We start from the raw sequence: 26,592 nt of genomic DNA, 5'->3' as shown, positions 1-26,592 counted from the left end.
AGCGCAGTGGCAACCACTACGGACAGCAACAGGTGACGGCTATTCACAAACGACTCTCCACGCGGGCAAAAACCAGATTGTGTCATTTTGTTTCATAAAGCCAGTCCGCAATAGCCCGCGGGTAAACCCTGTGTTCCTGCGCCAGCACGCGCGCTGAAAGCGTCTCCGGCGTGTCGTCCGGCAGCACCGGCACCACCGCCTGCGCGAGGATCGGCCCATGGTCGAGTTCGACCGTCACCTGGTGCACCGTCACGCCCGCCACCCGGCAGCCCGCTTCGATCGCGCGCCGATGGGTGTGCAGCCCGGGAAAGGCCGGCAGCAGCGAAGGATGGATGTTGAGCAGCCGCCCTTCATAGCGCGCCACGAAACCCGGCGTGAGGATGCGCATGAATCCCGCGAGCACCACCAGCGCCGGCGCATGCGCGTCGATGGCATCGGCCAACGCCGCATCGAAGGCCTCGCGGGTGGCGAAGTCCTGGTGCGGAACCACCGCGGTCGCGATGCCTCGCGCCTGCGCCAAAGCGAGCCCCGGCGCCTGCGCCTTGTTGCTGATGACCGCTGCGACCCGCGCACCGAAGCGCTGTGCCCAGCGCTCATGCGCGGCGGCATGCACGATGGCCGCCATATTGGAGCCGCTGCCGGAGATCAGGATCACGATGTTCTTCATGAGAGGCGGGATTATCTGTGCTCGTTTCCACCGATCTCATTTGTCGCGGCGCGGACACCGCCAACTAGCACGACCGTGCTAAAACCAAACGGTCCGACGGACGCGCCGCCCCCTGCGGCGTTCGATCAACACAGCGAGGCAAGCATGGATTTGAGCTTCACGCCCGAAGAACAGAAGTTCCGCGAAGAGATTCGCGCCTGGGTCAAAGAGAACCTTCCCCAAGAGATCTCCCACAAAGTCCACAACGCGCTGGAGCTCACGCGCGAGGATCTGCAGCGGTGGGCCAAGATCCTCGGCAAGAAGGGCTGGCTCGGCTACGGCTGGCCGACCGAATTCGGCGGCCCGGGCTGGACCGCGATTCAGAAGCACCTGTTCGAGGAAGAAACCGCCCTTGCCGGCGCGCCGCGCATCGTCCCCTTCGGTCCGGTCATGGTGGCACCGGTGATCCAGGCCTTCGGCAATGCCGAGCAGCAGAAGCGCTTCCTACCCGGCATCGCGAGCGGCGAGGTCTGGTGGAGCCAGGGCTACAGCGAGCCCGGTTCGGGCTCGGACCTCGCTTCGGTAAAGACCAAGGCCGAACGAAAGGGCGACAAATACATCGTCAACGGCCAGAAGACCTGGACCACGCTCGGCCAGTACGGGGAATGGATTTTCTGCCTGGTGCGCACCAGCAACGAAGGCAAGCCGCAGACCGGCATCAGCTTCCTCCTGATCGACATGAAGTCGCCCGGCGTGACGGTGCGGCCGATCAAGCTGCTAGACGGCAGCCACGAGGTCAACGAGGTCTGGTTCGACAACGTCGAGGTGCCGGCCGAGAACCTGATCGGCGAGGAGAACAAGGGCTGGACCTACGCCAAGCACCTGCTCTCCCACGAGCGCACCAACATCGCCGATGCGAATCGCGCCAAGCGCGAGCTGGAGCGGCTTAAGCGCATTGCGAAACGCGAGGGGGTATGGGAGGACCAACGCTTCCGCGATGAAATAGCCAAGCTCGAAGTCGACGTGATCGCGCTCGAGATGCTGGTGCTGCGCGTGCTCTCGGCTGCCACCTCAGGCAAGAACTCGCTCGACATCGCGGGCCTGCTCAAGATCAAGGGCAGCGAGGTCCAGCAGCGCTATTCCGAACTCATGATGCTGGCCGCCGGCCCCTTCGCGCTGCCGCTGATCCGCGAAGCGATGGCAGCCGGCTGGCAAGGCGACTTCCCCGGCGGACACCCGGAAGCGGCGCCGCTCGCGACGACCTACTTCAACATGCGCAAGACCACCATCTACGGCGGCAGCAACGAAGTGCAACGCAACATCGTCGCCCAGACCGTCCTCGGTTGAGCTCAGGCACAAGGATCAAGACAATGGACTTCAATTTCAGCGACGACCAGCAACAGCTTCGCGACGCCGTCGCCAAGTGGGTCGAAAAAGGCTACGGCTTCGAGCGCCGCCGCGCGATCGAGGCCGCCGGCGGCTTCTCGCGCGAAGCCTGGGACGAGCTGGCCGAACTGGGCCTGGGCGGTCTCTACATTCCCGAAGACGAGGGCGGCCTCGGCATGGGTCCCGTCGAGTGCATGATCGTGATGGAAGAGCTGGGCCACGGCATCGTGCTGGAGCCGCTCGCCCAGTCCTTCATCGCCGGCGCCGTGCTCGCCGGACATGCCGACGAGGACACCAAGGACAGCTGGTTGCCGCGCATCGCGGGCGGGCAAGCCCTGGTGGTGCTCGCACACCAGGAACGCAAGGCGCGCTACAGGCTCGACGTCTGCGAAGCCAGGGCGGCCAAGGACGGCGACGGCTACCAACTGAGCGGCGCCAAGAGCGTGGTGCCGGCCGGCGACGAGGCCGACGCCTTCATCGTGCCCGCCCAGCTGGACGGCAAGATCGCCCTCTTCCTCGTCCCGCGTTCCGAAGACGGCGTGACCACGCGCGGCTATGGCACGCAGGATGGCAGCCGCGCCGCCGAGGTCGTGTTCGACAGCGCCGCAGCCACCCTCATCGCGAAAGACGGCCTGCCCGCACTTGAACACGCGGTCGACATCGGCATCGCCGCGGCTTGCGCCGAGGCCGTGGGCGTGATGGACAAGACCCTCGCACTCACCGTCGAGTACATGAACACGCGCAAGCAGTTCGGCGTGGCGATCGCGAGCTTCCAGGCACTGCGCCACCGCGTGGCCGACATGAAGATGCAGCTCGAACTCGCGCGCTCCATGAGTTATTACGCCACCCTGAAGCTCAACGCACCGGCCGCCGAGCGACGCCAGGCCGCGGCGCGCGCCAAGTACCAGTTGGGCGTGTCGATGCGCTTCATCGGCCAGCAGTCGGTGCAACTGCACGGCGGCATCGGCGTGACCGACGAGTACATCGGGAGCCACTACTTCCGGAAGCTGACGCAGATGGAGATGAGCTTCGGCGATACGCTGCACCACCTGGGCGAGGTATCGTCGCGCATGCAGGACACAGCCGGCGTCTTCGCTTGACACGCGGAACTGCTATCTTTTCGCGATAGCACCGCGCCCGCCAGCCCTGCGCTCGCGGGCGCTTTTTCTTGTACTGGAGCCTGCCCATGCACACTCGCCGACACTTGATCGTCCTGAGCCTTGCCACGACCATGCTCGCCGCCTGCAACACCGCGCCTCTTTCCAGCGAGCGGCCGCCGATCGTCTTCATGCACGGCAATGGCGACTCCGCGGCACTGTGGCAGACGACGCTGTGGCGCTTCGAATCGAACGGCTGGCCGCGCGAGCGGCTCTTCGCGGTCGACCAGCCCTTTCCGCTGGCGCGCGACGACGATGCGGTGGCCCAGCCGGGGCGCAGTTCGACCGCGGAATCGATGGCTTTCCTGAAGGCGGAAGTCGAGCGCGTGCTGAAGACCACGGGCGCCAGCAAGGTCGTCCTGATCGGCAACTCGCGCGGCGGCAACACGATCCGCAACTACGTGCAGAACGGCGGCGGCGATCGCGTCGTGAGCCACGTGGTGCTGGGCGGCAACCCGGCGCATGGCATCTGGGCGGTCAAGGGGTTTCGCGAAGGCAACGAGTTCTCCGGGCTGAGCCCCTTCATGCAGCGGCTCAACGCACCGAAGAACGGCGCCGGCGACGAAGTCGCGCCAGGCGTGAAATGGCTGACCGTCCGCTCCGACAAGAACGACAAGTACGCGCAGCCCGACGGCGTGTGGATCGGCGCCAAGGGCATGCCGACCAACATCGGCTTCGACGGGCCGGCGTTGAAGGGAGCAACCAATGTGACGCTGCCGCGCGTCGACCATCGCGAGACTTCGTTCTCGCCGGCCGCCTTCGAGGCGGGCTGGCGCTTCCTGACTGGCGAAGCCCCGCGCACGCTGCAGCCGGTGGCCGAATCGACGATCACGCTGTCGGGCAAGGTCACCGGCCTCGGGCTCGATCCGCTCAATCCGGCGAGCGGCAGCTTCGTCAACAACCTGCCGCTCGTGGGCGCCCGGCTCGCAGTCTTTGCAGTCGATGCCGCGACCGGCGCACGCCGCGGCGCGGCCGCGTGGGAACAGACCATTGCGCAGGACGGCCGCTGGGGCCCCTTCAACGCGCAACCGGCCACACCTTACGAGTTCGTGCTGAGCGCGCCGGGCTACGCCACCACGCACATCTACCGCAGCCCCTTCCCGCGTTCGAGCGCAGTGGTGCAGTTGCGGCCCGAGCGCATCGCCGAAGCCGACCGCGACGCCAAGGCGCTGGTCATCTTCACGCGGCCGCGCGGCTACTTCGACCCCCAGCGCGACACCATGCGCTTCGACGGCCAGGCCGCCCTGCCCGGCGTGCCGCCCCAGGGTGCGGGCGTGTCGAGCTCGAAGCTCAAGCTTTCAACTGATGCGCCGCGCAGCATAGCGGCCGAGTTCAATGGCGAACGCGTGGCCGGCCAGAGCTGGCCTGCGGCGCAGGGCAATGTCAGCGTGCTGGAGCTGACCTATTGAGGAGCAAGCGATGGACGCAACAGCCGACTTCGTCCTGCGCTCGCGCGATGCGCGCGGCGTGATCACGCTGACCCTGAACCGGCCGCAGTCCTTCAACGCGCTGTCCGAGGAAATGCTCGCGGCGCTCGACCGCGCATTCGAAGCGGTCGCCGCGGATGACTCGGCCCGCTGCGTGGTGCTGGCCGGTGCCGGCAAGGCTTTTTGTGCCGGCCACGATTTGAAGCAGATGCGGGCGAAACCCTCGCTCGACTACTACGACGAGCTGTTCGGCCAATGCGGCGAGACGATGCTGGCCGTCCAACGCCTGCCGGTGCCGGTGATCGCGCGCGTGCACGGCATCGCGACGGCTGCAGGGTGCCAGCTGGTCGGCATCTGCGACCTTGCGGTGGCGTCGAGCGACGCGAAGTTCGCCGTAAGCGGCGTCAACGTCGGCCTCTTCTGCTCGACGCCCAGCGTCACGCTGTCGCGCAACATCGGCCGCAAGGCTGCCTTCGAGATGCTGGTGACCGGCGATTTCATCAGCGCTGACGAGGCGCTGGCCAAGGGCCTGGTCAATCGGGTCGCAGCGCCCGAAGCACTGGATGCCGAGCTCGAAGCGCTGGTCGCGAGCATCGTCGCGAAGCCCAGGAAGGCGCTGACCCTCGGCAAGGCCTTGTTCTACCGCCAGCTCGAGACCGGAATCGAAGCGGCCCTGGCCGATGCGAGCAAGACCATGGCGTGCAACATGATGGATGACAGCGCACAGGAAGGCGTGCTGGCCTTCATAGAGAAGCGAACGCCCGATTGGCGCTGACTAGCCGTGCAGCCGCGAACTGTGCGGCAGGTGCGCCATCAGGAACTCCATCTGGTCGGCCAGGATCCGGCGATTGCGCAGGATGAAGTCTTCCCACAGGCTGGGCACGTAGGGCGCGTAGAGCAGCGGCATATTGGCCTGCTCGGGCGTGCGGCTGCTCTTGCGGTGGTTGCAGGGCTTGCAGGCGGTGACCACGTTCATCCAGGTGTCGATGCCGCTTTGCGCGAATGGAATGATGTGCTCGCGCGTCAGCTCTTCCTCGTGGAAGTGGCCGCCGCAGTAGGCGCAGACGTTACGGTCGCGCGCGAACAGCTTGCTGTTGGTGAGACCTGGGCGCTGCGTGAACGGGTTGATGCGCGGCACGCCCTTGGTGCCGATGATGCTGTTGACCGCGATCTGCGACTGCTCGCCCGTGACCGCGTTGTGGCCCCCGCGAAACAGCGCGACCTGCGCGCCGACTTCCCAGCGCACCTCGTCCGCCGCGTAGTGGATCACCGCCTGTTCGAGCGAAATCCACGATTGGGGCAGCCCTTGGGCCGACAGCTTCAAGACCTTCACCACACGCCTCCTCAGCAAAGAAGAACCACGGAAAGACCAGGCCATCACGCTCACCCGGAGGCTTGCGGACGACGCACTGCGTCACAATATACCGGCTTTGTGACAAAAAGCTCCGAATGGGCCCATTCGGCGGGCGCAAAGCGCTATCAAAAAGATATCAACCCATGCAGGTTTTCCGGGGTTTCAGGCATCCGGGCGTAGCAAAGGCCTGCGCCCTGACCATTGGCAATTTCGACGGCGTGCACCGCGGCCACCAGGCCATGCTGGGGCTGCTCAACACCGAGGCGCGCCTGCGCGGGCTGCCCAGCTGCGTGCTGACCTTCGAGCCGCATCCGCGCGATTACTTCGCCGCTGTCGCCAAGCGGCCTGAGCTGGCGCCGGCGCGCATCGGCACCCTGCGCGACAAGCTCACTGAGCTGGCGGCCAGCGGCGTCGCGCAGACCATCGTGCTGCCTTTCGACGCCCGCCTCGCCTCGCAGACGCCCGACGAATTCATCCAGCACGTGCTGATCGAGGGCCTGGGCGTGCGCTACGTGCTGGTGGGCGACGACTTCCGCTTCGGCGCCAAGCGCGCCGGCGACTACGCGATGCTCGATGCAGCCGGCGACCGACACGGCTTCGACGTCGCGCGGATGATGAGCTACGAGGTGCACGGCCTGCGCGTCTCGAGCTCCGCCGTGCGCGAGGCGCTGGCCGAAGGCCGGATGGGTGACGTGCAGGCGCTGCTCGGCCGGCCCTACGCAATCTCCGGCCACGTGGTCCATGGCCGCAAGCTCGGCCGCGCGCTGGGCGCCTCGGCGCCGGGCCGCGACGACGGCTTCCGCACCCTCAACCTTCGCTTCAAGCACTGGAAACCGGCGGCCAGCGGCATCTTCGCGGTACTGGTGCACGGCCTGGGCGAGGCGCCGCTGCGCGGCGTCGCCAATCTTGGCGTGCGGCCCTCGCTCGACGCCAATGACGTCAACGCCGGCCGGGTACTGCTGGAGACCCATTGCCTCGATTGGCCGGCCGACCTCGGCGCCGAAGGGGCCTACGGTAAAATCGTGCGCGTGGAACTGCTGCACAAACTGCACGACGAATTGCGCTACACCAGCCTCGAGGCCCTCACCGCGGGCATCGCGAAGGATGGCCGCGACGCACGTGCGTTCTTCGCATCCACCCACGCCGAAACCCATCGCCAGACCACGCGCGACCGAATTTAGCCCTGCACGCACCGTGCTGCCGCCCTTCGACAAGCTCAGGGCGAACGGCTTTTTATTCGCGCCGACGCCTAACCGTTCGGGCTGAGCCTGTCGAAGCCCTGTTTCGAACTCCATCATGTCTGACGTTGCACCCTCCACCGACTACCGCGCCACGCTGAACCTGCCCGACACTCCCTTCCCGATGCGCGGCGACCTGCCCAAGCGCGAACCGGGCTGGGTGAAGGAGTGGAACGACGAAGGCCGCTACCACCGCCTGCGCGACGCGCGCCACGGCGCGCCCAAGTTCATCCTGCACGACGGCCCGCCGTACGCGAACGGCCAGATCCACATGGGCCACGCGGTCAACAAGATCCTGAAGGACATGATCACCAAGGCGCGCCAGCTCGAGGGCTACGACGCGCTCTACGTGCCGGGCTGGGACTGCCACGGCCTGCCGATCGAGAACGCGATCGAAAAGAAGTACGGCCGCAACCTCAGCCGCGACGAGATGCAGGCCAAGAGCCGCGCCTACGCCACCGAGCAGATCGCGCAGCAGATGGGCGATTTCCAGCGCCTGGGCGTGCTGGGCGAATGGGGCCATCCCTACAAGACCATGGACTTCGCCAACGAGGCCGGCGAGTTGCGCGCCTTCAAGCGCGTGATCGAGCGCGGCTTCGTCTACCGCGGGCTCAAGCCGGTCTACTGGTGCTTCGACTGCGGCTCCTCGCTGGCGGAGTTCGAGATCGAGTACGCCGACAAGAAGAGCCAGACGCTCGACGTCGCCTTCAAGGCGCATGAGCCGGCCAAGCTCGCGGCCGCCTTCGGCCTGCCCGCGCTCGCCAAGGACGCCTTCGCGGTGATCTGGACCACCACCGCCTGGACCATCCCGGCCAACCAGGCGCTCAACCTGAATCCCGAGCTCGACTACGCGCTGGTCGACACCGAGCGCGGGCTGCTGGTGCTGGCCGCCTCGCTGGTCGAGATGTGCATGACCCGCTATGCGCTCGACGGCAAGGTGCTGGCCACCGTCAAGGGCGAGAAGCTCGGCGGCCTCGAGTTCGAGCATCCGCTGTACGACGTCGATGCCGGCTACCGCCGCCTGTCGCCGGTCTACCTGGCCGACTATGCCACGGCCGACGACGGCACCGGCCTGGTCCACTCGTCGCCCGCCTACGGCGTGGACGACTTCAACTCCTGCATCGCGCACGGCGTCGCCTACGACGACATCCTGAACCCGGTGCAGGGCAACGGCTCGTACGCGCCCGACTTCCCGCTCTTCGGCGGCCAGAACATCTGGAAGGCCGTGCCGCACATCATCCAGACGCTGCGCGATGCCAACCGTCTTCTCACGACCGAAGCCATCACCCACAGCTATCCGCACTGCTGGCGCCACAAGACGCCGGTGATCTATCGCGCCGCCGCGCAGTGGTTCATCCGCATGGACGAGGGCGAAGGCGTGTTCACCAAGGACAAGGCGCCGAAGACCCTGCGCCAGACCGCGCTGGAAGCAATCGAGGAGACCAGCTTCTACCCCGAGAACGGCAAGGCCCGCCTGCACGACATGATCGCCAACCGGCCCGACTGGTGCATCAGCCGCCAGCGCAGCTGGGGCGTGCCGATCCCCTTCTTCCTGCACAAGGATTCGGGCGAGTTGCATCCGCGCACGATGGAGATCCTCGACCAAGCGGCCGACATCGTCGAAGAAGGCGGCATCGAGGCCTGGAGCCGCGTGACGACCGAAGAGATCCTCGGCGCGGCCGATGCGGCCCACTACACCAAGAGCACCGACATCCTGGAGGTCTGGTTCGACTCTGGCTCGACCTTCTTCCACGTGCTGCGCGGCACGCATCCGAACGTCCATCACGAGACCGGCCCGGAGGCCGACCTCTACCTCGAAGGCCATGACCAGCATCGCGGCTGGTTCCACTCGTCGCTCTTGATCGCCTGTGCGCTCGAAGGCCGCGCGCCGTACAAGGGCCTGCTCACGCACGGCTTCACCATCGACAGCCAGGGCCGCAAGATGAGCAAGTCGCTCGGCAACGGCCTCGATCCGCAGGAAGTCAACAAGAAGCTCGGCGCCGAGATCATCCGGCTCTGGGTCGCGGCCAGCGACTATTCGGGCGACATCGCGGGCGACGACAAGATCCTCGCGCGCGTGGTCGACGCCTATCGGCGCATCCGCAACACGCTGCGCTTCCTGCTCGCCAACACCAGCGACTTCGACATCGCGAAGGACACGGTGCCGATCGATGAACTGCTCGAGATCGACCGCTATGCCTTGAGCCGCGCGGCGCAGTTCCAGGCCGAGGTGCTCGCGCACTACAAGGTCTACGAGTTCCACCCAGTGGTGGCCAAGCTGCAGGTGTATTGCTCGGAAGACCTGGGTGCCTTCTACCTCGACGTGCTGAAGGACCGCCTCTACACGACCGCGCCTCATTCGCCGGCACGCCGCAGCGCGCAGACGGTGTTGTGGCACATCACCCAGGCGATGCTGCGCTGGATGGCGCCCTTCCTGAGCTTCACCGCCGAAGAGGCGTGGAAGTTCTGCGGCAACGGCGAGTCGATCTTCACCCAGGTCTTCAGCGACCTCGGCACGCCCGACGAGGCGCTGCTCGCCAAGTGGAGCCGCATCCGCGAGATCCGCGACAGCGTCAACAAGGAGATCGAAACCGTGCGTGCGGCCGGCCAGGTGGGCTCCTCGCTGCAGGCCAACGTGAAGCTTGTCGCGCCGGCCGAGGACCATGCACTCCTGGCCTCGCTCGGCGAGGACCTCAAGTTCGTCTTCATCACCTCCGCCGTCGAGCTGGCGGCCGGCGACACTCTGTCGGCACAGGTGACGGCGAGTTCCGCCGTCAAGTGCGAACGCTGCTGGCACTGGCGCGAGGACGTCGGCCACGACCCGGCCCATCCGGCCATCTGCGGCCGCTGCACCAGCAATCTCTACGGTGCCGGCGAAGCAAGGAGCATCGCCTGATGGCCACCCGTTCCCTTGCCGCGCCGCGCGCCGGCATCTGGCCCTGGCTCGGCCTGGCGCTGGTGATCCTGATCCTCGACCAGTTCACCAAGACGCTGATCCTCGGCTCCTACAAGCTCGGCGACGCCACCTACATCACGAGCTTCTTCAACATCGTGCGCGCCCACAACACCGGCGCCGCCTTCTCCTTCCTCGCGGATGCGGCAGGCTGGCAGCGCTGGTTCTTCACGGCCGTCGGCGTGGCTGCCGCCATCTTCATCGTCTGGATGCTCAAGTCGCATCCCGGACAGAAGCTGTTCTCCTTCGCCATGGCCGCGATCCTCGGCGGGGCGATCGGCAACGTGATCGATCGCCTGATGCACGGCTACGTGGTCGACTTCCTCGACTTCCATCTTGCGGGCCGGCACTTCCCGGCCTTCAACGTGGCGGACAGCGCGATCACGATCGGGGCGATCTGTTTGATCCTCGACGAGCTGCGGCGGGTGCGCAAAGCGCGCTGAACCTCGTTTCCTGAGCTGCCAAGGGTTTGTCCTTGGCCACCCCTTGTCACGACAGGGTCACACTGCGGCGCTGCAATGTAATCGATTACATAGCAGCGCCGTTACATGAGCATCCAGTCCGTTGCCGAAAGAGCCGGGGTCTCCGTGGCCACGGTCTCGCGCGTCTTCAACTTTCCGGACAAGGTGACGCCGGCCACGCGCGAGCATGTCGAACGCGTCGCCGGCGAGCTCGGCTACCTGCCCAATTCGAGCGCCCGAACGCTGCGCACCCAGCGCAGCCGCGTGCTCGGCGTGGTGCTGCCCACGCTGCTGAACCCGGTGTTCGCCGAGTGCCTGCAGGGCATCGCCCGGGCCGCCGCCGCGGGCGGCTACGCGATCATTCCTGTCACCACCGGCTACCAGCTCGACGAGGAACAGCGCGCGGTCAATCTGCTCATGGCCGGCAATGTCGACGGTCTGATCCTGGTGGTCTCCAATCCGGCCACTTCGGCGGCGCTCGAGCGGCTGCGCGGCGCCGGCCTTCCCTATGTGCTGGTCTACAACCGCCATCCCGAGCACCCCTGCGTCTCGGTCGACAACGAGGGCGCAGTAGGGGGCGCCGTCGCACGCCTGGTCGAGCTCGGGCACCGCCGCATCGCGATGGTCAGCGGCACGCTGGCCGCATCGGACCGCGCACAGCAACGCTGGCGCGGCTTCCTCCAGGGCATGGCAGCCGCCGGGCTCGAGCCGCCCGCGCTGGTCGAAGTGCCCTTCATCGAAACCGCGGTCGACGAACTAAGGCGCTTTCTAGTAACCGCGCCGCGACCGACCGCCCTCGTCTGCTCCAACGACCTGCTGGCCATCCGCAGCATCCGCGCCGCCCATCTGAGCGGGCTCCAGGTGCCGCGCGACCTGAGCGTGATCGGCTTCGACGGCATCGCGCTCGGCGAGGACCTGACGCCGGCGCTCAGCACCGTGACCCAGCCGAACGGCGACATCGGCCGGCACAGCGTCGAGCTGCTGGTGCAGGCGCTGGCCGGCGGCACCGTCCCGAACGCCGACGCGAGCCTCGTGCTGCCCCACGCGCTTCGCACCGGCGAATCCTGCGCACCAGTTTCCTGAACCGCCCTCCACTCCTCAACCAAGGAACTCCCATGTCACTGCCTCTCCATCGCATCGCCCGCGCCGCCCTGCTGGCCTTCGGCCTCGCCGCCGGCTCGGCCATGGCGCAGACCGCCATCTGCTACAACTGCCCGACCGAATGGGCCGACTGGGGCACGCAGCTGCGCGCCATCAAGGCCAAGACCGGCATCACGGTGCCGCCGGACAACAAGAATTCCGGCCAATCGCTGGCGCAGCTCGTCGCCGAGAAGGCCAGCCCCGTCGCCGACGTCACCTACCTCGGCGTGACCTTCGCGATCCAGGCGCAGAAGGACGGCGTGGTCCAGCCCTACAAGCCGGCCGCGTGGAAAGACATTCCCGACGGCCTCAAGGACCCCGAAGGCCATTGGTTCACCATTCATTCCGGCACGCTCGGCTTCATGGTCAACGTCGACGCGCTGCGCGGCAAGCCGGTGCCCAAGTCCTGGGCCGACCTGCTGAAGCCCGAATACAAGGGCCTGATCGGCTACCTCGATCCGGCCTCGGCCTTCGTCGGCTATGTGGGCGCCGTGGCGGTCAACCAGGCGCGCGGCGGCACGCTCGACAACTTCACGCCGGCCATGGACTACTTCAAGGCGCTGCAGAAGAACGAGCCCATCGTGCCCAAGCAGACTTCGTATGCGCGCGTGCTGTCGGGCGAGATTGCGATCCTGCTCGACTACGACTTCAACGCCTACCGCGCCAAGTACAAGGACAAGGCCAACGTCGCCTTCGTCATCCCGAGCGAAGGCACGGTGGTCGTGCCCTACGTGATGAGCCTGGTCGCCAACGCGCCGCATGCGGCCGAGGGCAAGAAGGTGCTGGATTTCGTGCTCTCCGACGAAGGCCAGGCGCTCTGGGCCAAGGCCTACCTGCGGCCGGTGCGCGCCGGCGCGATGCCGAAGGAAGTGGAGGCGCAGTTCCTGCCGGCGGCCGAATACGCGCGCGCCAAAGCGGTCGACTACGGCCGCATGGCGCAGGCGCAGCGCGCGTTCTCGGATCGCTACCTGAAGGAAGTGCGCTGACAACGAACCAGCGTTGGCTGCTGCCGGCCTGTCTGGCGCCGGCGGCGGTGTTCTTCCTCGCCTTCTGGCTGCTGCCGGTGGCGCGCCTGATCGCGCTGCCGGCGGCCAAGGGCTGGGAGACCTACTTCGCCGTGCTCACCGACAGCCGCTATCTGGCGAGCATGCTCAACACGGTCGCGCTGTCGCTGGCGGTGACCGTCGCGACGCTGGTGCTGGGCAGCGCGGTTGGCATCTACCTGGCGCGCCGCGCCTTTCCGGGCCGGCGCCTGCTGCTGTCGCTGCTGACGCTGCCCCTGTCCTTTCCGGGCGTGATCATCGGTTTCTTCGTGATCCTGCTCGGCGGCCGGCAAGGGCTGGTCGCCGACCTGGGCGCGGCCTTCGGCCTGGAGCGCATCACCTTCGCCTACGGCCTGCTCGGTCTCTTCCTCGCATATCTCTACTTCTCGCTGCCGCGCGCCATCGCCACCTACGCGGCGGCGGCCGAGGCGATGAACCTGCAGCTGGAGGAAGCCGCGCGCTCGCTCGGCGCTTCGCGGCTGCGCGTGGTGCGCGACGTCTGGCTGCCGGAGCTCGCACCGACCACGCTGGCCTGCGGCGCGATCCTCTTCGCCACCTCGATGGGCGCCTTCGGCACTGCCTTCACGCTGGCGAGCAAGTTCGAGGTGATCCCGATCACGATCTACAACGAGTTCACCAACTACGCCAACTTCGCGCTCGCGGCTTCGCTCTCGATCGCGCTGGGCCTGGTGACCTGGGCCGTGCTCTTCGCGGCCCGGCATTTCGGCGCCGACCCCACACGCTAGGCACGCGATGCGAACCACCACGACACCCGCTCCCTTCCTGCTGACCGTCACCATGCTCGTGAGCCTCTTCATGATCGCGCCGATGCTGCTGTCGATCATGGCCGGGCTGGTCAACAACTACAGCGCCGGCCTCGAGAGCGGGCTGACATTGCGCTGGCTCGGTGAAGTCTGGGAGGTCTACGGCAACACCGTCGGCTGGTCGATCGCGCTGGCCCTGGGCTGCGTGATCGGCACGCTGCTTTTGGGCGTGCCCTGTGCCTATGCGCTGGCGCGCAGCCGCACGCGCGCCGCACGCGCCTTCGAGGAACTGATCACGCTGCCGGTGGCGGTGCCCGGGCTCGCCACCGCGCTCGCACTGATCCTGGCCTACGGCCAGCTCACCGCCTTCCGCCAGAGCTTCGCCTTCATCCTGGTCGGCCACATCGTGTTCACGCTGCCCTTCATGGTGCGCACCGTGTCCTCGGCCTTCCAGCGCGAAGAGCTGCGGGCGCTCGAAGAAGCCGCGCGCTCGCTGGGCGCGAACTTCAGGCAGCGCTTCCTCGGCGTGCTGGTGCCCGCGGTGTTTCCGGCCATCGTGGCCGGCAGCCTGATGGTGTTCACGCTGTCGGTCGGCGAGTTCAACCTCACCTGGATGCTGCATACGCCGCTGACCCGCACCCTGCCCGTGGGCCTGGCCGACAGCTATGCGTCGATGCGGCTGGAGATCGGCTCGGCCTACACGCTGGTCTTCTTCATCGTCATCCTTCCGGTGCTGTGGGGCCTGCAGTACCTGGCCCATCAAGTGCAAAAACGCTATGGAACTTGAGCGCATTCCCGTCGATATTTCCAGCTGCGCGAAAACCTACGCCGACGGCACGCGCGGCCTGCTGCCGACCACGCTGCATGTCGAGCCCGGCGAGGTGCTGGCGCTGCTCGGCCCCTCGGGCTGCGGCAAGACCACGCTGCTTCGCCTGATCGCCGGCCTCGAGTCGCCCGACGAGGGCAGCCGCATCGTCTTCGGCGACCAGGACGTGACCGACCGGCCGGTGGAGCAGCGCGGCGTCGGCATGGTGTTCCAGAGCTACGCCCTCTTCCCGCAGATGACGGTGGAAGCCAACATCGGCTATGGCCTGCGCATCCGCGGCGTGGCGCCCGCCGAAGAGCGGCGCCTCGTCGGCGAGTTGGTCGACCTCACCCGGCTCGGCGGCCTGGAGAAGAAGCGGCCCAGCGAACTCTCCGGCGGCCAGCGCCAGCGCGTCGCGCTGGCGCGCGCGGTGGCCGTTCGCCCGCGCGTGCTGCTGCTCGACGAGCCGCTGGCCGCCCTCGATGCCAAGCTCAAGGAGTCGCTGCGCGACGAACTGGCCGAGCTGCTGCGGCGGCTGCACATCACCGCGATCCACGTCACGCACGACCAGCAGGAGGCGATGGCGATCGCCGACCGGCTGGCCGTGATGAGCGCCGGCCGCATCGTGCAGATCGGGCGCGGCGAGGATCTCTACCGCGCGCCGCAGCATCCCTTCGTGGCCGAGTTCCTCGGCCGCGTGAACCGGCTGCAGCGCGCGCCCGATGCGGTCGCCGTGGGCGTGCTGCACCTGGGCGGCGCGGCCTTCACTTGCCCGCCGGCGTGGAAGGCGCACACGACGCTGCTCATCCGACCCGAAGACCTGGAAGTCGGTGCGCCCCAGGCCGGCTGGGGCGCAGCGACCGTCGAGCAGCGCACCTTTCTCGGCGACCGCGTACAACTCAAGCTACGCGCGGAGGGACAACCGCTGCTCGTCGCCGACGTAGGCCGCGACATCGCTTTCCGCCCGGGCGACAGCGTCGGTGTTCGCATCGACCCCGATCGCCTCATGACCTCTCAGGAGTTCGCATGACCACCTTTCTCGTTCAACTGAGCGACCTGCACATTCGCGAACAGGGCCGCCTCGCCTACGGCCGGCTCGACACGGCGCCTTACCTGCAGCGCGCGGTGCAATCCGTCCTGCATCTGAAGCAACGGCCCGACGCGGTGGTGATCACCGGCGACCTGAGCGACTTCGGCCGCGCGGCCGAATACGCGCATCTCGAAGAACTGCTGGCGCCGCTTCCGATGCCGGTCTACCTGATGCCCGGCAACCACGACGACCGGGACCAGCTGCGCCGCAGCTTTCCCGCGCATGGCTACCTGGGCAGCGAAGGCTTCGTCCAATACGCCGTGAAGGTCGGCGAGCTGCGCCTGCTCGCGCTCGATACCTGCGTGCCCGGCCACAGCCACGGCACCCTCTGCGAACAGCGGCTCGAGTGGCTCGAAGCGCAGCTCGCGCGCTACCGCGGCGAGCCCGTGGTGGTCGCGATGCACCATCCGCCCTTCGAGACCCTGATCGGCCACATGGACGAGATCGGGCTGCTGGAAGGCAGCGAAGCCCTCGAAGCCCTGATCGCGCGGCATCCCAATGTCGAGCGCATCATCTGCGGCCACCTGCATCGCGCCATCGACGTGCGCTTCGGCGGCAGCATCGCCTCCACCGCGCCGTCCCCGGCGCACCAGGTCGCACTCGACCTGGCGCCGGACGCGCCCTCGGCCTGGATGCTGGAGCCGCCGGGCTTTCGCGTCCATGCCTGGGCCGGCGAGCGCCTGGTGACCCACCTCGTGCCGAGCGGCAGCTTCGAGGGCCCCTACCCGTTCCACGACCACGGGGCGCTGATCGACTGAAGCGGCGCGGGCGCGGCGTATAGTCCTCCGCTTCCATGAAGCATCTGTTGAATCTGCTGGCAGCCGTGGCGCTGCTGGTATGGGGTACCCATCTCGTTCGCACCGGCGTGCTGCGCGTCTTCGGCGCCAATCTGCGCAAGATCCTGGTGCACAGCATGCGCAATCGCTTCACCGCGGCCCTCTCGGGCATCGGCGTGACGGCGCTGGTGCAGTCGAGCACCGCCACCTCGCTGATGACTTCCTCCTTCGTCGGGCAGGGCCTGGTCGCGCTGCCGGCCGCGCTGGCGGTGATGCGCGGCGCCGATGTGGGCACGGCGCTGATGTCGGTCCTGTTCTCGGCCGATCTGTCGTGGCTGTCGCCGCTCTTCATCTTCGTCGGCGTGGTGCTCTTCATCACGCGGGCCTCGACTGCGGCGGGGCGCATCGGGCGCGTGCTGATCGGCCTCGGCCTCATGCTGCTGGCACTGCAGCTGGTGGTGGAAGCCACGGGGCCGCTGTTCTCCTCGCCGCCGGTGCTGGCCTTGCTGGCCTCGCTCAGCAGCGACGTGCTGCTCGAGATCACCATTGGCGCCGCGCTCGCGATCGCCGCCTATTCCAGCCTGGCGGTGGTGCTGCTGGTCGCGGCGATGGCCAGCTCGAACGTGGTGCCGCTCGACGTCGCGCTCGGCCTGGTGCTGGGCGCCAACCTCGGCAGCGGTCTGCTCGCGGTATTGACCACCGCGAAGGCGGCCGCCCCGGTGCGGCAGGTCACGGTCGGCAACTTGGTCTTCAAGCTGCTCGGCGTGGCGATCGCGACGCCCTTCGTCGGCCTGTACCTGCGCGAGGCCAAGCCCTACATCGGCGATGCGACGCAGCTGGTGGTGCTTTTCCACCTCGCTTTCAACGTGGTCGTCAGCATCGGTTTCATCGGGCTCACGGACGGGGTCGCGAAGCTGGTGACGCGGCTCTTGCCCGTGGTGGCCGAGCCCACGGCCATGCAGCGGCCGCACCACCTCGACCCCTCGGCGTTGTCCACGCCTTCGCTCGCCATCTCCAATGCAGCGCGCGAGGCGCTGCACCAAGCCGACATCGTCGAGACCATGCTGATCGGCATGCTCAAGGTGATCCGCGACAACGACCTGCGCCTGGCCGCCGAGCTGCGCAAGCTCGACGACACCGTCGACGAGCTGTACTCGGCCATCAAGTACTACCTGACCAAGATCTCGCGGGAGGCGCTGGGCGACGAGGAGAGCCGGCGCTGGACCGACATCATCAGCTTCACCATCAACATGGAGCAGATCGGCGACATCATCGAGCGCGTGGTGATCGACATCGAGGACAAGAAGATCAAGAAGCAGCGCAATTTCTCGGATGCCGGCACGCGCGAGATCGTGGAGCTGCACGAGCGGCTGGTCGCGAACCTGCGGCTCAGCATGAGCGTGTTCCTGAACGGCAGCGTGCGCGACGCCCAGAAGCTGCTCGAAGAGAAGGCGCGCTTCCGCGACCTCGAGCGCGCGTACGCGACCACGCATCTGGGGCGGCTCTCGGACCAGACCGCGTCGAGCATCGAAACCAGCTCGCTGCACATCGACCTGATCAGCGACTTGAAGCGCATCAACTCGCACATCTGCTCGATCGCCTACCCGATCCTCGATTCGGCCGGCGCGCTGGCGCCGAGCCGATTGCGCGAGTCGCGCCTCACCGCGCTCGAATAAATATCAGAGGGTCAGGATCGTGCACCCGGTGGTCTTGCGCGCCTCGAGATCGCGATGCGCCTGCTGCACATCGGCCAACGCGTAGCGCTGGTCGATCGGGATCTTCACTGCGCCGCTCGTCACCGCCGCGAACAGGTCGTCGGCCATCGCCTGCGTGCTCTCGCGCGTCGCGATGTGGGTGAAGAGCGTCGGCCGCGTCACATAGAGCGAGCCTTTGGAGGCCAGCGTGCCGAGGTTGACCGGCGGCACCGGCCCCGAGCCGTTGCCGAAGATGGCAAGCAGGCCGAAGGGGCGCAGGCAGGCGAGCGAGCCCTCGAAGGTGTCCTTGCCGACCGAGTCGTAGACCACCTTCACGCCCTTGCCGCCCGTGATCTCCTTGACGCGCTCTGCGAAGTTCTCGGTGCTGTAGTTGATCGCGTGCGCGGCGCCGTTCGCAAGCGCCAGCTTGCACTTGGCATCGGTGCCGGCGGTGCCGATCAGCTGCAAGCCCAGCGCCTTGGCCCATTGGCAGGCGATCAGGCCCACGCCGCCCGCGGCCGCGTGGAAGACGAGGAAGTCGCCCGGCTGCAGCCCTTCGACCGGCAGCGTCTTCTTGAGCAGGTACTGCGCCGTCAGGCCCTTGAGCATCATCGCGGCGCCGGTCTCGAAGGAGATCGCATCCGGCAGCTTGCACACGCACTTGGCCGGCATCACGCGCAGCTCGCTGTAGGCGCCCGGCGGCTGGCTCGCATAGGCGGCACGGTCGCCGGGCTTCAGGTGCGTGACGCCCTCGCCCACCGCCTCGACCACGCCCGCGGCTTCCATGCCGAGCTGCAGCGGCATCGCGAAGGGGTAGAGGCCGCTGCGCTGGTAGGTGTCGATGAAGTTGAGGCCCACGGCGTGGTGGCGGATGCGGATCTCTCCGGGGCCGGGCTCGCCGACCTCGACGTCGACGATCTTCAGTTCCTCGGGACCGCCGGTGCGGTCGATGCGGACGGCTTTGCTCATGGGTGATGGCTCCTCGTGCTGACAGTGCATTGGGGTTGATGAAAACGAGGTGCCTATGCTGCCACGGACTGCCGACTAATAGCCCGCGCCCTGAAATGCAGCTGCCGAGCCGGTACAGTCCGGGACCCATGCAGCAGCGTCTTACCCCGGGCACCGCCCTTCTTCTCACGGTGCCACCGCTGCTGTGGGCCGGCAATGCGGTGGTCGGCCGCCTGGTACGCGAAATGGTGTCGCCGATGACGCTGAACTTCGTCCGCTGGCTGCTCGCGTTCGTGCTGCTGCTGCCGATCGCGGCCGCCGTGCTGCGTCGCGGGAGTCCGCTGTGGGCGCACTGGAAGCGCTTCGCCATTCTTGGCCTGCTCGGCAACGGCTGCTACAACGCATTCCAGTACCTGGCGCTGCAGACCTCGACGCCGATCAACGTCACGCTGGTCGGCTCCAGCATGCCGCTGTGGATGCTCGCGACCGGCACGCTGTTCTTCGGCGCCCGGGTGAAGTCGCGTGACCTCGCCGGCGCCGCGCTCTCGATGCTCGGCGTGCTGCTGGTCCTCAGCCGAGGCCGGTGGAGCGAGCTGCTCGCGCTGCGGCTGGTGCCGGGCGATCTCTACATGATGCTGGCGACGATCGCGTGGGCGTTCTACAGCTGGATGCTGGCGCGCACCCACGAACCCGCGGCGGTGCGCCAGGACTGGTCGGCGTTCCTCATGGCGCAGCTGGTTTTCGGCGCCGCGTGGTCGGGCGCCTTCGCGGCCGGCGAGTGGGCGCTCGGCGACGCGTACATCGGCGGGGGTTGGCTCCTGGCCGCCGCGCTGGCCTTCATCGTCATCGGGCCGGCCATCGTCGCCTACCGCTGCTGGGGCGCAGGCGTGCAGCGTGCCGGGCCGCAGGTGGCCGGGTTCTTCACCAATCTCACGCCGCTGTTCGCCGCGCTGATGTCAGCGGCATTCCTGAAGGAGACGCCGCACTGGTACCACGGCGTCGCCTTTGTGCTGATCGTGGGTGGGATCTGGGTTTCTTCGCGGCGCTAGAGCTTGTCGAGAGGCCCTAGTAGGTGCCCGGATAGGCACCGCCGTCCGCCAGCACGTTCTGCCCCGTCACATACCCCGCCTGCACGCTGCACAAGAAGGCGCAGATGGCGCCGAACTCCTCCGGCGTGCCGAAGCGCCGGGCCGGGATGTTCTTCTTGCGGCTCTCCATGACCGCTTCGACATCCTGGCCGGATTTCTTCGCCGCGCCGGCCATGGTGCCCTTGAGGCGGTCGGTGTCGAAGGAGCCCGGCAGCAGGTTGTTGATGGTCACGCCCTTCGCCGCGACCGGAGTGCGCGCGACGCCGGCGACGAAGCCGGTGAGGCCGCTGCGCGCGCCGTTGGAAAGGCCGAGGATGTCGATCGGCGCCTTCACCGAGCTCGAGGTGATGTTGACGATGCGGCCGAAGCCGCGCGCGGCCATGCCGTCGACCGTGGCCTTGATCAGTTCGATCGGCGTCAGCATGTTGGCATCGACCGCCTTGATCCAGGCCTCGCGATCCCAATCGCGGAAATCGCCGGGCGGCGGGCCGCCGGCGTTGGTGACCACGATGTCGAAGTCCTGCTGCAGCGCGAACACGGCGGCGCGGCCTTCCGAGGTGGTGATGTCGGCCGCCACGTGCTTGACGAAAGGCGTCGCACCGCCGGTAATCGCCTGCAGTTTCTTCGCGGCAGCCTCCAGCGCCTCGGCGCCGCGCGCGACGATCACAACGTTCACGCCCTCGCGCACCAGCGCTTCCGCGCAGCCGTAGCCGAGGCCCTTGCTTGCGCCGCACACCAGCGCGGTCCTGCCTGCAATTCCAAAATCCATGGTTCTCTCCTTCGGGCGTTCAGCGCCCCGTTCGTGTGAAAACAAAAATGCCGGCGATGACAAGGGCGGTGCCGGCCGCGATCCATGCGGTGAAGGGCTCGCCGAGGATCAGCACGCCCATCAGGATGGTCGACATCGGCCCGACCATACCCGTTTGCGCCGCCATCGCGGGGCCGATGCGCTCGATGGCCATCATCACCGCCAGGACGGGCAGCGCGGTGCACAGCGTGGCGTTGAGCACCGACAGCCAGACCACCTCGGGCGCCACCTGCAGAGCCGCGCTCATCGGCCGCAGCAAGACGAACTGCGCGATGCACAGCAAGCAGGCCACGCTGGTCGCGAGCCCCACCAGCCGCAGCGAGCCGAGCCGTTTGACGAACTCGCCGCTGGCGACGAGGTAGACCGCATAGCTCACCGCGCTCAGGAACACCAGCAGCGTGCCCCAGGCCGCAGCCGCGCTCTGGCCCAGCTGCACTTCGTGGCCGAACACGAGCAGCACGCCGGCGTAGCTGACGGCCATGCCCGCCACCTGCCAGCGCGTGATGCGCCGGCGGTAGGCGATCCAGCCGAACAGCAGCACCAGCGTGGGATTGAGGTACAGGATCAGCCGCTCCAGGCTGGCCGTGATGTAGGCCAGGCCTGCGAAGTCCAGGAAGCTCGACAGGTAGTAGCCCGAAAAACCGAGCCCGAACACGCCGAGCCAGTCACGCCGCGTCAGCGCCGGCTTGCCGCGCCCGGCCCACCAGGCCATGAGCGCGAACAGCGGCAGCGCGAACAGCATGCGCAGCATGATGAGCGTGACCGCGTCGACGCCGTAGCGGTAGGCCAGCTTGACGATGATGGCCTTGCCGCTGAACGCGATCGCGCCGGCTGTGGCGAGGGCCAGGCCGGGTCCGATGCTGGCGCGAACCGCCGAATGGCTGCTCTTCACGGGGAACACCGCGGAACCGGCTTTGCCGGTCCGCTGGTGTTGCCCCCGGTGAGGGGGTTGGAGAAGCGACACGAAGTGCGCGGAGCCTGGGGGAGTGCCATCAATAGCCCGCGGCCAGGCCGTCGCGGCGCGGATCGCTTGCGGCCACGTAGCCTTCGACCGCCGGATCGCCCGCGCGGCAGATGAACTGGCCGGCGCCGAAGTCCTGGTAGGAGTCGTTGATCACGTCGACCTTGTGGCCGAGCTCCGCGAGACCACGCGCCGTCTCCGGGTTCATGGCGGCCTCGACATTGATCTCGAGACCGTTGTTGAAGCGCCAGCGCGGCGCATCGCAGGCCGCCTGCGGGTTCTGGCCGTAGTCCAGCATGCGCACCAGCGTCTGCATGTGACCCTGCGGCTGCATGTTGCCGCCCATCACGCCGAAGCTCATCACCGGCTGCCCATCCTTCGTGAGGAAGGCCGGGATGATGGTGTGGAATGGCCGCTTGCGCGGCGCCACCAGGTTGGGGCTCTTGTCGTCGAGGCTGAAGCCGTGGCCGCGGTTCTGCAGGCTGATGCCGAATTCCGGCTCGACGCAGCCGGAACCGAAGCCCATGTAGTTGCTCTGGATGAAGCTCACCATCATGCCGCTCTCGTCGGCCGCGGTGAGGTAGATGGTGCCGCCCTTGACCGGGTTGCCCGCCTTGAAGTCCTGCGCCTTGTTCACGTCGATGAGTTTGGCACGCGAGGCGAGGTAGGCGCCATCGAGCATTTGCAAGGGCGTCACCTCCATCGACGATGGCTCCGAGACATAGCGGTAGGTGTCGGCGAAAGCGAGCTTCATGGCCTCGATCTGCAGGTGCTGCGAAGCGACAGAGTCGACCGGAAACGACGCCATGTCGAAGTTCTGCAGGATGCCGAGCGCGATCAGCGCCGCGATGCCTTGGCCGTTGGGCGGCATCTCGTGCAGCGTGTGCCCGCGGTAGTCCTGCGAGATCGGCGCCACCCACTCGGGCTTCCAGTTGGCGAGATCGCGCACCTTGAGGCTGCCGCCGTTGGCGTTGGAAAACTTCTCCAGCGCCTCGGCGATCTCGCCGCTGTAGAAGGCATCGCCCTTGGTCGCGGCGATGGCCTTCAGCGCGCGCGCCGCTGCCGCAAAGCGGAACAGCTCGCCGACTTCGGGCGCACGGCCCCAGGGCAGGAAGGCCTGCGCGAAGCCGGGCTGCGACTGCAGGATCGGCGTGGCCGCGGCCCACTTCTGCTGCACCACCGGCGGCATCAGGTAGCCGCGCTCGGCAATCTCGATGGCCGGTGCCATCAGGTCTTCGAAGGGCAGCTTGCCGAAGTGCTCGGACAGCGCGACCCAGCCGCCGACGGCGCCCGGCACCGTGACCGAGTCGATGCCGCGCTGCGGCGGTGCCTTCGCATCGGCGCCGTACTTGCGGCGGAAGTACTCGGGCGTCCAGGCCTGCGGCGCCGTGCCGGATGCATTGAGCCCGTGCAGCTTCTCGCCGTCCCACAGGATGCAGAAAGCGTCGCTGCCCAGGCCGTTGCTGACCGGTTCGACCAGGGTCATCACGGCGGCCGTCGCGATGGCCGCATCGGCGGCATTGCCGCCTTGCTGAAGCATGCGCAGCCCGGCCTGCGCGGCGAGCGGATGCGAGGTCGAAACCACGTTGCGTGCGAAGACGGGGATGCGGATCGAAGGATATGGATTGGCGTAGTCGAATTTCATGGGGTCAATCGCCTGTGATCTTGCGTTCGGTGATGATCTTTTTCCACTTGGCCGCGTCCTGCGCCACCATGCTTGCGAACTGCGCCGGCGTGCTGGTCGTCGGCGCGATGCCGAGCTTGTACAGCTTGTCGCGCACCTCGGGATCCGCCAACGCTTCATTCGCGGCCTTGTTGATGCGTGCCGCCATATCCGCCGGCAAGCCCTTGGGGCCATAGAGCCCGAACCAGGTGTTCGATTCGAAGCCCGGCAGCGTCTCCGCAATGGCCGGCAGCTCGGGCGCGAGCGGGCTGGGCTTCAGCGTCGTCACGCCCAGCGCGCGCAGCCGCCCGTCGCGCACATGCGGCATGCCGGTGGGCAGCGAATCGAAGAGCACATCGATCTTGCTGCTGATCAGGTCGGGGATCGCGAGCGCCGTGCCCTTGTACGGGATATGCGTGACGAACACGCCGGCCTGCGACTTGAACAGCTCCGCCGTGAGCTGCACGATGGTGCCGTTGCCGCTCGATGCGTAGTTGAGCTTGCCGGGGTTCTTCTGTGCGTACGCTATCCATTCGCGCACCGTCTTCGCCGGCGAGCTGTTGGGCACCAGCATGATGCTCGGCGCATCGCCCACGTGGGCGATCGGCGTGAAGTCGCGCACCGTGTCGTAGGGCAGCCTGGCGTTGATCGCGGGGCCGATGGCGTGCGTGCTGGTAGTGGCAAGCAGGAGCGTGTAGCCGTCGGCCGGCGCCTTGGCCGCGAGATCGGAGCCGATGGCGCCGCCGGCGCCCGGCTTGTTGTCGATGACCAGCGTGGTGCCGAGCTTCTCGCCCATCTTCTGCGACAGGGTGCGCGCGAACAGGTCCGTCGCGCCGCTGGCCGGGAAGGGCACGATGAGACGTATGGGCTTGCCGGGATAGGCCTGCGCGAAGGCGGCAGGCACGACAGCCGCGCACAGCACGAGCGCAGCTGCGCGAACAAAGTGGATTCTTTTCATGGATTGGATTCTGAAGGCCAGCAAAGCCTACTGGAAAAAAACAAAGGCCGCCTTGCGGCGGCCTTTGCGTTCCAGGAACACCGCGGAACCGGCTTTGCCGGGCCGCTGGTGTTGCCCCCGGTAGGGGGTTGGCGCAGCGACACGAAGTGCGCGGAGCCTGGGGGCGAGCCCTAGTCTGGTTCGACGAAGGCTTCCTCGCGCTTGGACTTCACGGCGGGCAGCAAGACGATCACGATCATGAGGGCGGCCGCGATGAGCAGGCCGGCCGAGATCGGCCGCGTGACGAACACGCTCCAGGTGCCGCGCGAGAGCAAGAGCGCGCGCCGCAGGTTCTCTTCCATCATCGGCCCGAGGATCAGCCCCAGCAGCAGCGGCGCCGGCTCGCAGCCGAGCTTGATGAAGGCATAGCCGATGATGCCGAAGATCGCGACCATCCAGACGTCGAAGGTGTTGTTGTTGGTCGAGTACACGCCGATCGCGCAGAACAGCACGATGGCCGGGAACAGCCAGCGGTAGGGAATGGACAGCAGCTTGATCCAGATGCCGATCAGCGGCAGGTTCAGGACGATCAGCATCAGGTTGCCGATCCACATCGAGGCGATCAGGCCCCAGAACAGCTCGGGGTTGCTGGTCATCACCTGCGGGCCGGGCTGGATGTTGTGGATGGTCATCGCGCCGACCATCAGCGCCATCACCGGGTTCGGCGGAATGCCGAGCGTCAGCAACGGAATGAAGGACGTCTGCGCGCCGGCGTTGTTGGCCGCTTCGGGACCCGCGACGCCGCGGATGTTGCCCTTGCCGAAGGGAATTTCGCCTGGCCTGAGCTTGAGCTTCTTTTCCATCGTGTAGGCCGCAAAGGCCGACAGCAGGGCGCCGCCGCCCGGCAGGATGCCGAGGCAGGAACCGAGCGCGGTGCCGCGCAGCACCGCGGGCACGCCGTTCCTGAAGTCTTCCTTGGTCGGCCACAGGTGGTGCACTTCGGAGGTGAAGACCTGGCGGTCTTCCTCCGGGCGCGCGAGGTTGGAGATGATTTCGCCGTAGCCGAACACGCCCATCGCGATCACGATGAAGCTGATGCCGTCGGTCAGCTCCGGGATGTCGAAGCTGTAGCGCGCCACGCCCGAGTTCACGTCGGTGCCGACCAGGCCCAGCAGCAGGCCGAGGATGATCATGCAGATCGCCTTGATCAGCGAGCCCGAGGCCAGCACCACGGCGCCGATCAGGCCCAGCACCATCAGCGAGAAGTACTCGGCCGGTCCGAACTTGAAGGCCAGCTCGGTCAGGGGCGGCGCGAAGGCCGCCAGGATCAAGGTGCCCACGCAGCCGGCGAAGAAGGAGCCCAGGCCGGCGGCCGCGAGTGCCGCTCCCCCTCTCCCCTGCTTGGCCATCTGGTGCCCGTCGATCACGGTCACGACGGAGGACGACTCGCCCGGCAGGTTGACCAGGATCGCGGTGGTCGAGCCGCCGTACTGCGAGCCGTAGTAGATGCCCGCCAGCATGATCAGCGCGGCCACCGGCGGCAGCGCATACGTGGCCGGCAGCAGCATCGCGATGGTGGCGACCGGACCGATGCCGGGCAGGACGCCGATCAGCGTGCCCAGCAGGCAGCCAACGAAGGCGTAGATGAGGTTCTGCAGCGTGAACGCCGCAGTGAACCCGATGGAGAGGTTATTGACGAGATCCATGGTGTTGTCGTTCTCAACCGGTGATGAAGGTAGGCCACACCTGGAACTGCAGCTTCAGCAGGACCACGAAGGCGACGTAGCTGCCGACGGCAAGAATGGTGGCGAGGATCAGGCTGGCCTTGAGGCTGTAGTGCTCGCCCGCGAGGCCGGCGATCAGCACCAGCGCGTAGATCGCGGCGATCAGTCCCATGGCGGGGAGCCCGAAGGTCGGCAGGCCGCCGAGCAGCACGCCGAACACCAGGTTGGAACCGATGATGTAGCCCAGCGGCCGCCATGCGATCTTTCCGATCGGCTCGCCGTCCACCGTCTCGATGGTGAGGGCCGTGAAGATCACGATGATCCCCAGGATGCCCAACAGGATGCCCAGCATCAGCGGAAAGTAGCCCGGGCCCATGCGCGCGCCGGTGCCCACGTTGTAGGTCGTTGCGCCCCATGCGAAGGCGATGCCGACGATGGTGAACATCAGACCCGCAAAGAAGTCCTTCTGACTCTTGATTTTCACGAACAGTCCCCTCGAAAAATTCGAACAGCGGATTGTGTGATCAGG

The 26,592-nt window shown here is 67.2% G+C and carries 24 protein-coding genes; 15 read left to right on the top strand and 9 right to left on the bottom strand.

Annotated elements, in window-relative coordinates; genetic code table 11:
- Window positions 1-82 precede the first annotated feature (82 nt).
- Entirely contained in the window at window positions 83-667 is a 585-nt protein-coding gene (purN, locus tag EJI01_RS23920; protein ID WP_126839629.1) for a phosphoribosylglycinamide formyltransferase, read from the bottom strand.
- A 144-nt stretch (window positions 668-811) separates the two neighbouring features.
- On the opposite strand from purN, the gene EJI01_RS23915 reads away from it, so the two are divergent.
- The 4 genes from EJI01_RS23915 to EJI01_RS23900 all read left to right on the top strand — a co-directional run bounded on the left by EJI01_RS23915 (window position 812) and on the right by EJI01_RS23900 (window position 5,391).
- Window positions 812-1,993 (top strand): acyl-CoA dehydrogenase family protein, encoded by a 1,182-nt coding sequence (locus tag EJI01_RS23915; RefSeq protein ID WP_126839628.1) that lies wholly within the window; start codon window positions 812-814, stop codon window positions 1,991-1,993.
- Window positions 1,994-2,016: 23 nt separating this feature from the next.
- Window positions 2,017-3,132: an acyl-CoA dehydrogenase family protein gene (locus EJI01_RS23910; RefSeq protein ID WP_126839627.1), complete on the top strand. Its 1,116-nt coding sequence runs from the start codon at window positions 2,017-2,019 to the stop codon at window positions 3,130-3,132.
- Between the two features lie 86 nt (window positions 3,133-3,218).
- Entirely contained in the window at window positions 3,219-4,598 is a 1,380-nt protein-coding gene (locus tag EJI01_RS23905) for an alpha/beta fold hydrolase (protein WP_126839626.1), read from the top strand.
- Between the two features lie 10 nt (window positions 4,599-4,608).
- Complete coding sequence (locus EJI01_RS23900; RefSeq protein ID WP_126839625.1) at window positions 4,609-5,391, top strand: enoyl-CoA hydratase; 783 nt, start codon at window positions 4,609-4,611, stop codon at window positions 5,389-5,391.
- Here the strand turns inward: EJI01_RS23900 and EJI01_RS23895 are convergent, their stop codons facing one another.
- A complete protein-coding gene (locus EJI01_RS23895) occupies window positions 5,392-5,949 on the bottom strand; it encodes an HNH endonuclease (protein ID WP_126839624.1) in 558 nt (185 codons plus the stop codon).
- A gap of 164 nt (window positions 5,950-6,113) precedes the next feature.
- Between EJI01_RS23895 and EJI01_RS23890 the strand changes: the two genes are divergently transcribed.
- From EJI01_RS23890 to EJI01_RS23845, 10 genes are all read left to right on the top strand, one after another.
- Window positions 6,114-7,151 (top strand): bifunctional riboflavin kinase/FAD synthetase, encoded by a 1,038-nt coding sequence (locus tag EJI01_RS23890; protein WP_126839623.1) that lies wholly within the window; start codon window positions 6,114-6,116, stop codon window positions 7,149-7,151.
- A gap of 115 nt (window positions 7,152-7,266) precedes the next feature.
- Window positions 7,267-10,104 carry an isoleucine--tRNA ligase gene (gene ileS, locus EJI01_RS23885; RefSeq protein ID WP_126839622.1) on the top strand — a complete coding sequence of 946 codons (2,838 nt, stop codon included), beginning with the start codon at window positions 7,267-7,269 and terminating at the stop codon, window positions 10,102-10,104.
- Window positions 10,104-10,604 carry a signal peptidase II gene (gene lspA / locus EJI01_RS23880; protein WP_185879035.1) on the top strand — a complete coding sequence of 167 codons (501 nt, stop codon included), beginning with the start codon at window positions 10,104-10,106 and terminating at the stop codon, window positions 10,602-10,604. The genes ileS and lspA overlap by 1 nt, the downstream gene beginning before the upstream one ends.
- Before the next feature lie 105 nt (window positions 10,605-10,709).
- On the top strand, window positions 10,710-11,705 hold the full coding sequence (locus EJI01_RS23875) for a LacI family DNA-binding transcriptional regulator (RefSeq protein ID WP_126839621.1): 996 nt from the start codon (window positions 10,710-10,712) through the stop codon (window positions 11,703-11,705).
- 32 nt (window positions 11,706-11,737) lie between these two features.
- Window positions 11,738-12,748: an ABC transporter substrate-binding protein gene (locus EJI01_RS23870; RefSeq protein WP_126839620.1), complete on the top strand. Its 1,011-nt coding sequence runs from the start codon at window positions 11,738-11,740 to the stop codon at window positions 12,746-12,748.
- Window positions 12,745-13,551, top strand: coding sequence for an ABC transporter permease (locus tag EJI01_RS23865; RefSeq protein ID WP_126839658.1), 807 nt, complete (start codon window positions 12,745-12,747; stop codon window positions 13,549-13,551). Before EJI01_RS23870 ends, EJI01_RS23865 begins: the two co-directional genes overlap by 4 nt.
- 7 nt (window positions 13,552-13,558) lie before the next feature.
- A complete protein-coding gene (locus EJI01_RS23860; RefSeq protein ID WP_126839619.1) occupies window positions 13,559-14,356 on the top strand; it encodes an ABC transporter permease in 798 nt (265 codons plus the stop codon).
- Window positions 14,346-15,404 (top strand): ABC transporter ATP-binding protein, encoded by a 1,059-nt coding sequence (locus EJI01_RS23855; protein WP_126839618.1) that lies wholly within the window; start codon window positions 14,346-14,348, stop codon window positions 15,402-15,404. Before EJI01_RS23860 ends, EJI01_RS23855 begins: the two co-directional genes overlap by 11 nt.
- Entirely contained in the window at window positions 15,401-16,222 is an 822-nt protein-coding gene (locus tag EJI01_RS23850; RefSeq protein WP_126839617.1) for a phosphodiesterase, read from the top strand. Before EJI01_RS23855 ends, EJI01_RS23850 begins: the two co-directional genes overlap by 4 nt.
- Window positions 16,223-16,257: 35 nt before the next feature.
- Window positions 16,258-17,916 carry a Na/Pi cotransporter family protein gene (locus EJI01_RS23845; RefSeq protein ID WP_126839616.1) on the top strand — a complete coding sequence of 553 codons (1,659 nt, stop codon included), beginning with the start codon at window positions 16,258-16,260 and terminating at the stop codon, window positions 17,914-17,916.
- Window positions 17,917-17,919: 3 nt separating this feature from the next.
- Here EJI01_RS23845 and EJI01_RS23840 read toward each other — a convergent pair whose 3' ends face one another.
- Window positions 17,920-18,903 (bottom strand): quinone oxidoreductase family protein, encoded by a 984-nt coding sequence (locus tag EJI01_RS23840; protein WP_126839615.1) that lies wholly within the window; start codon window positions 18,901-18,903, stop codon window positions 17,920-17,922.
- A gap of 128 nt (window positions 18,904-19,031) precedes the next feature.
- On the opposite strand from EJI01_RS23840, the gene EJI01_RS23835 reads away from it, so the two are divergent.
- On the top strand, window positions 19,032-19,931 hold the full coding sequence (locus tag EJI01_RS23835; protein ID WP_126839614.1) for a DMT family transporter: 900 nt from the start codon (window positions 19,032-19,034) through the stop codon (window positions 19,929-19,931).
- Between the two features lie 16 nt (window positions 19,932-19,947).
- On the opposite strand, the gene EJI01_RS23830 is transcribed toward EJI01_RS23835, so the two are convergent.
- From EJI01_RS23830 to EJI01_RS23800, 6 genes are all read right to left on the bottom strand, one after another.
- Window positions 19,948-20,739: an SDR family oxidoreductase gene (locus tag EJI01_RS23830; RefSeq protein ID WP_126839613.1), complete on the bottom strand. Its 792-nt coding sequence runs from the start codon at window positions 20,737-20,739 to the stop codon at window positions 19,948-19,950.
- Window positions 20,740-20,758: 19 nt separating this feature from the next.
- Window positions 20,759-21,670, bottom strand: a complete 912-nt coding sequence (locus EJI01_RS23825) for a DMT family transporter (RefSeq protein WP_260602639.1) — start codon at window positions 21,668-21,670, stop codon at window positions 20,759-20,761.
- Between the two features lie 100 nt (window positions 21,671-21,770).
- Window positions 21,771-23,384, bottom strand: a complete 1,614-nt coding sequence (locus tag EJI01_RS23815) for a gamma-glutamyltransferase family protein (protein WP_126839611.1) — start codon at window positions 23,382-23,384, stop codon at window positions 21,771-21,773.
- 4 nt (window positions 23,385-23,388) lie between these two features.
- Window positions 23,389-24,360 carry a Bug family tripartite tricarboxylate transporter substrate binding protein gene (locus tag EJI01_RS23810; protein ID WP_126839610.1) on the bottom strand — a complete coding sequence of 324 codons (972 nt, stop codon included), beginning with the start codon at window positions 24,358-24,360 and terminating at the stop codon, window positions 23,389-23,391.
- A 170-nt stretch (window positions 24,361-24,530) separates the two neighbouring features.
- Window positions 24,531-26,045 carry a tripartite tricarboxylate transporter permease gene (locus EJI01_RS23805; protein WP_126839609.1) on the bottom strand — a complete coding sequence of 505 codons (1,515 nt, stop codon included), beginning with the start codon at window positions 26,043-26,045 and terminating at the stop codon, window positions 24,531-24,533.
- A 13-nt stretch (window positions 26,046-26,058) separates the two neighbouring features.
- Window positions 26,059-26,547, bottom strand: a complete 489-nt coding sequence (locus EJI01_RS23800; RefSeq protein ID WP_126839608.1) for a tripartite tricarboxylate transporter TctB family protein — start codon at window positions 26,545-26,547, stop codon at window positions 26,059-26,061.
- Window positions 26,548-26,592: the final 45 nt, after the last annotated feature.

Source organism: Variovorax sp. MHTC-1 (assembly GCF_003984645.1).
Classification (GTDB): domain Bacteria; phylum Pseudomonadota; class Gammaproteobacteria; order Burkholderiales; family Burkholderiaceae_C; genus Variovorax.
The sequence above is the reverse complement of the archived record's forward strand: the minus strand, read 5'-3'. Positions and strand labels throughout refer to the sequence as shown.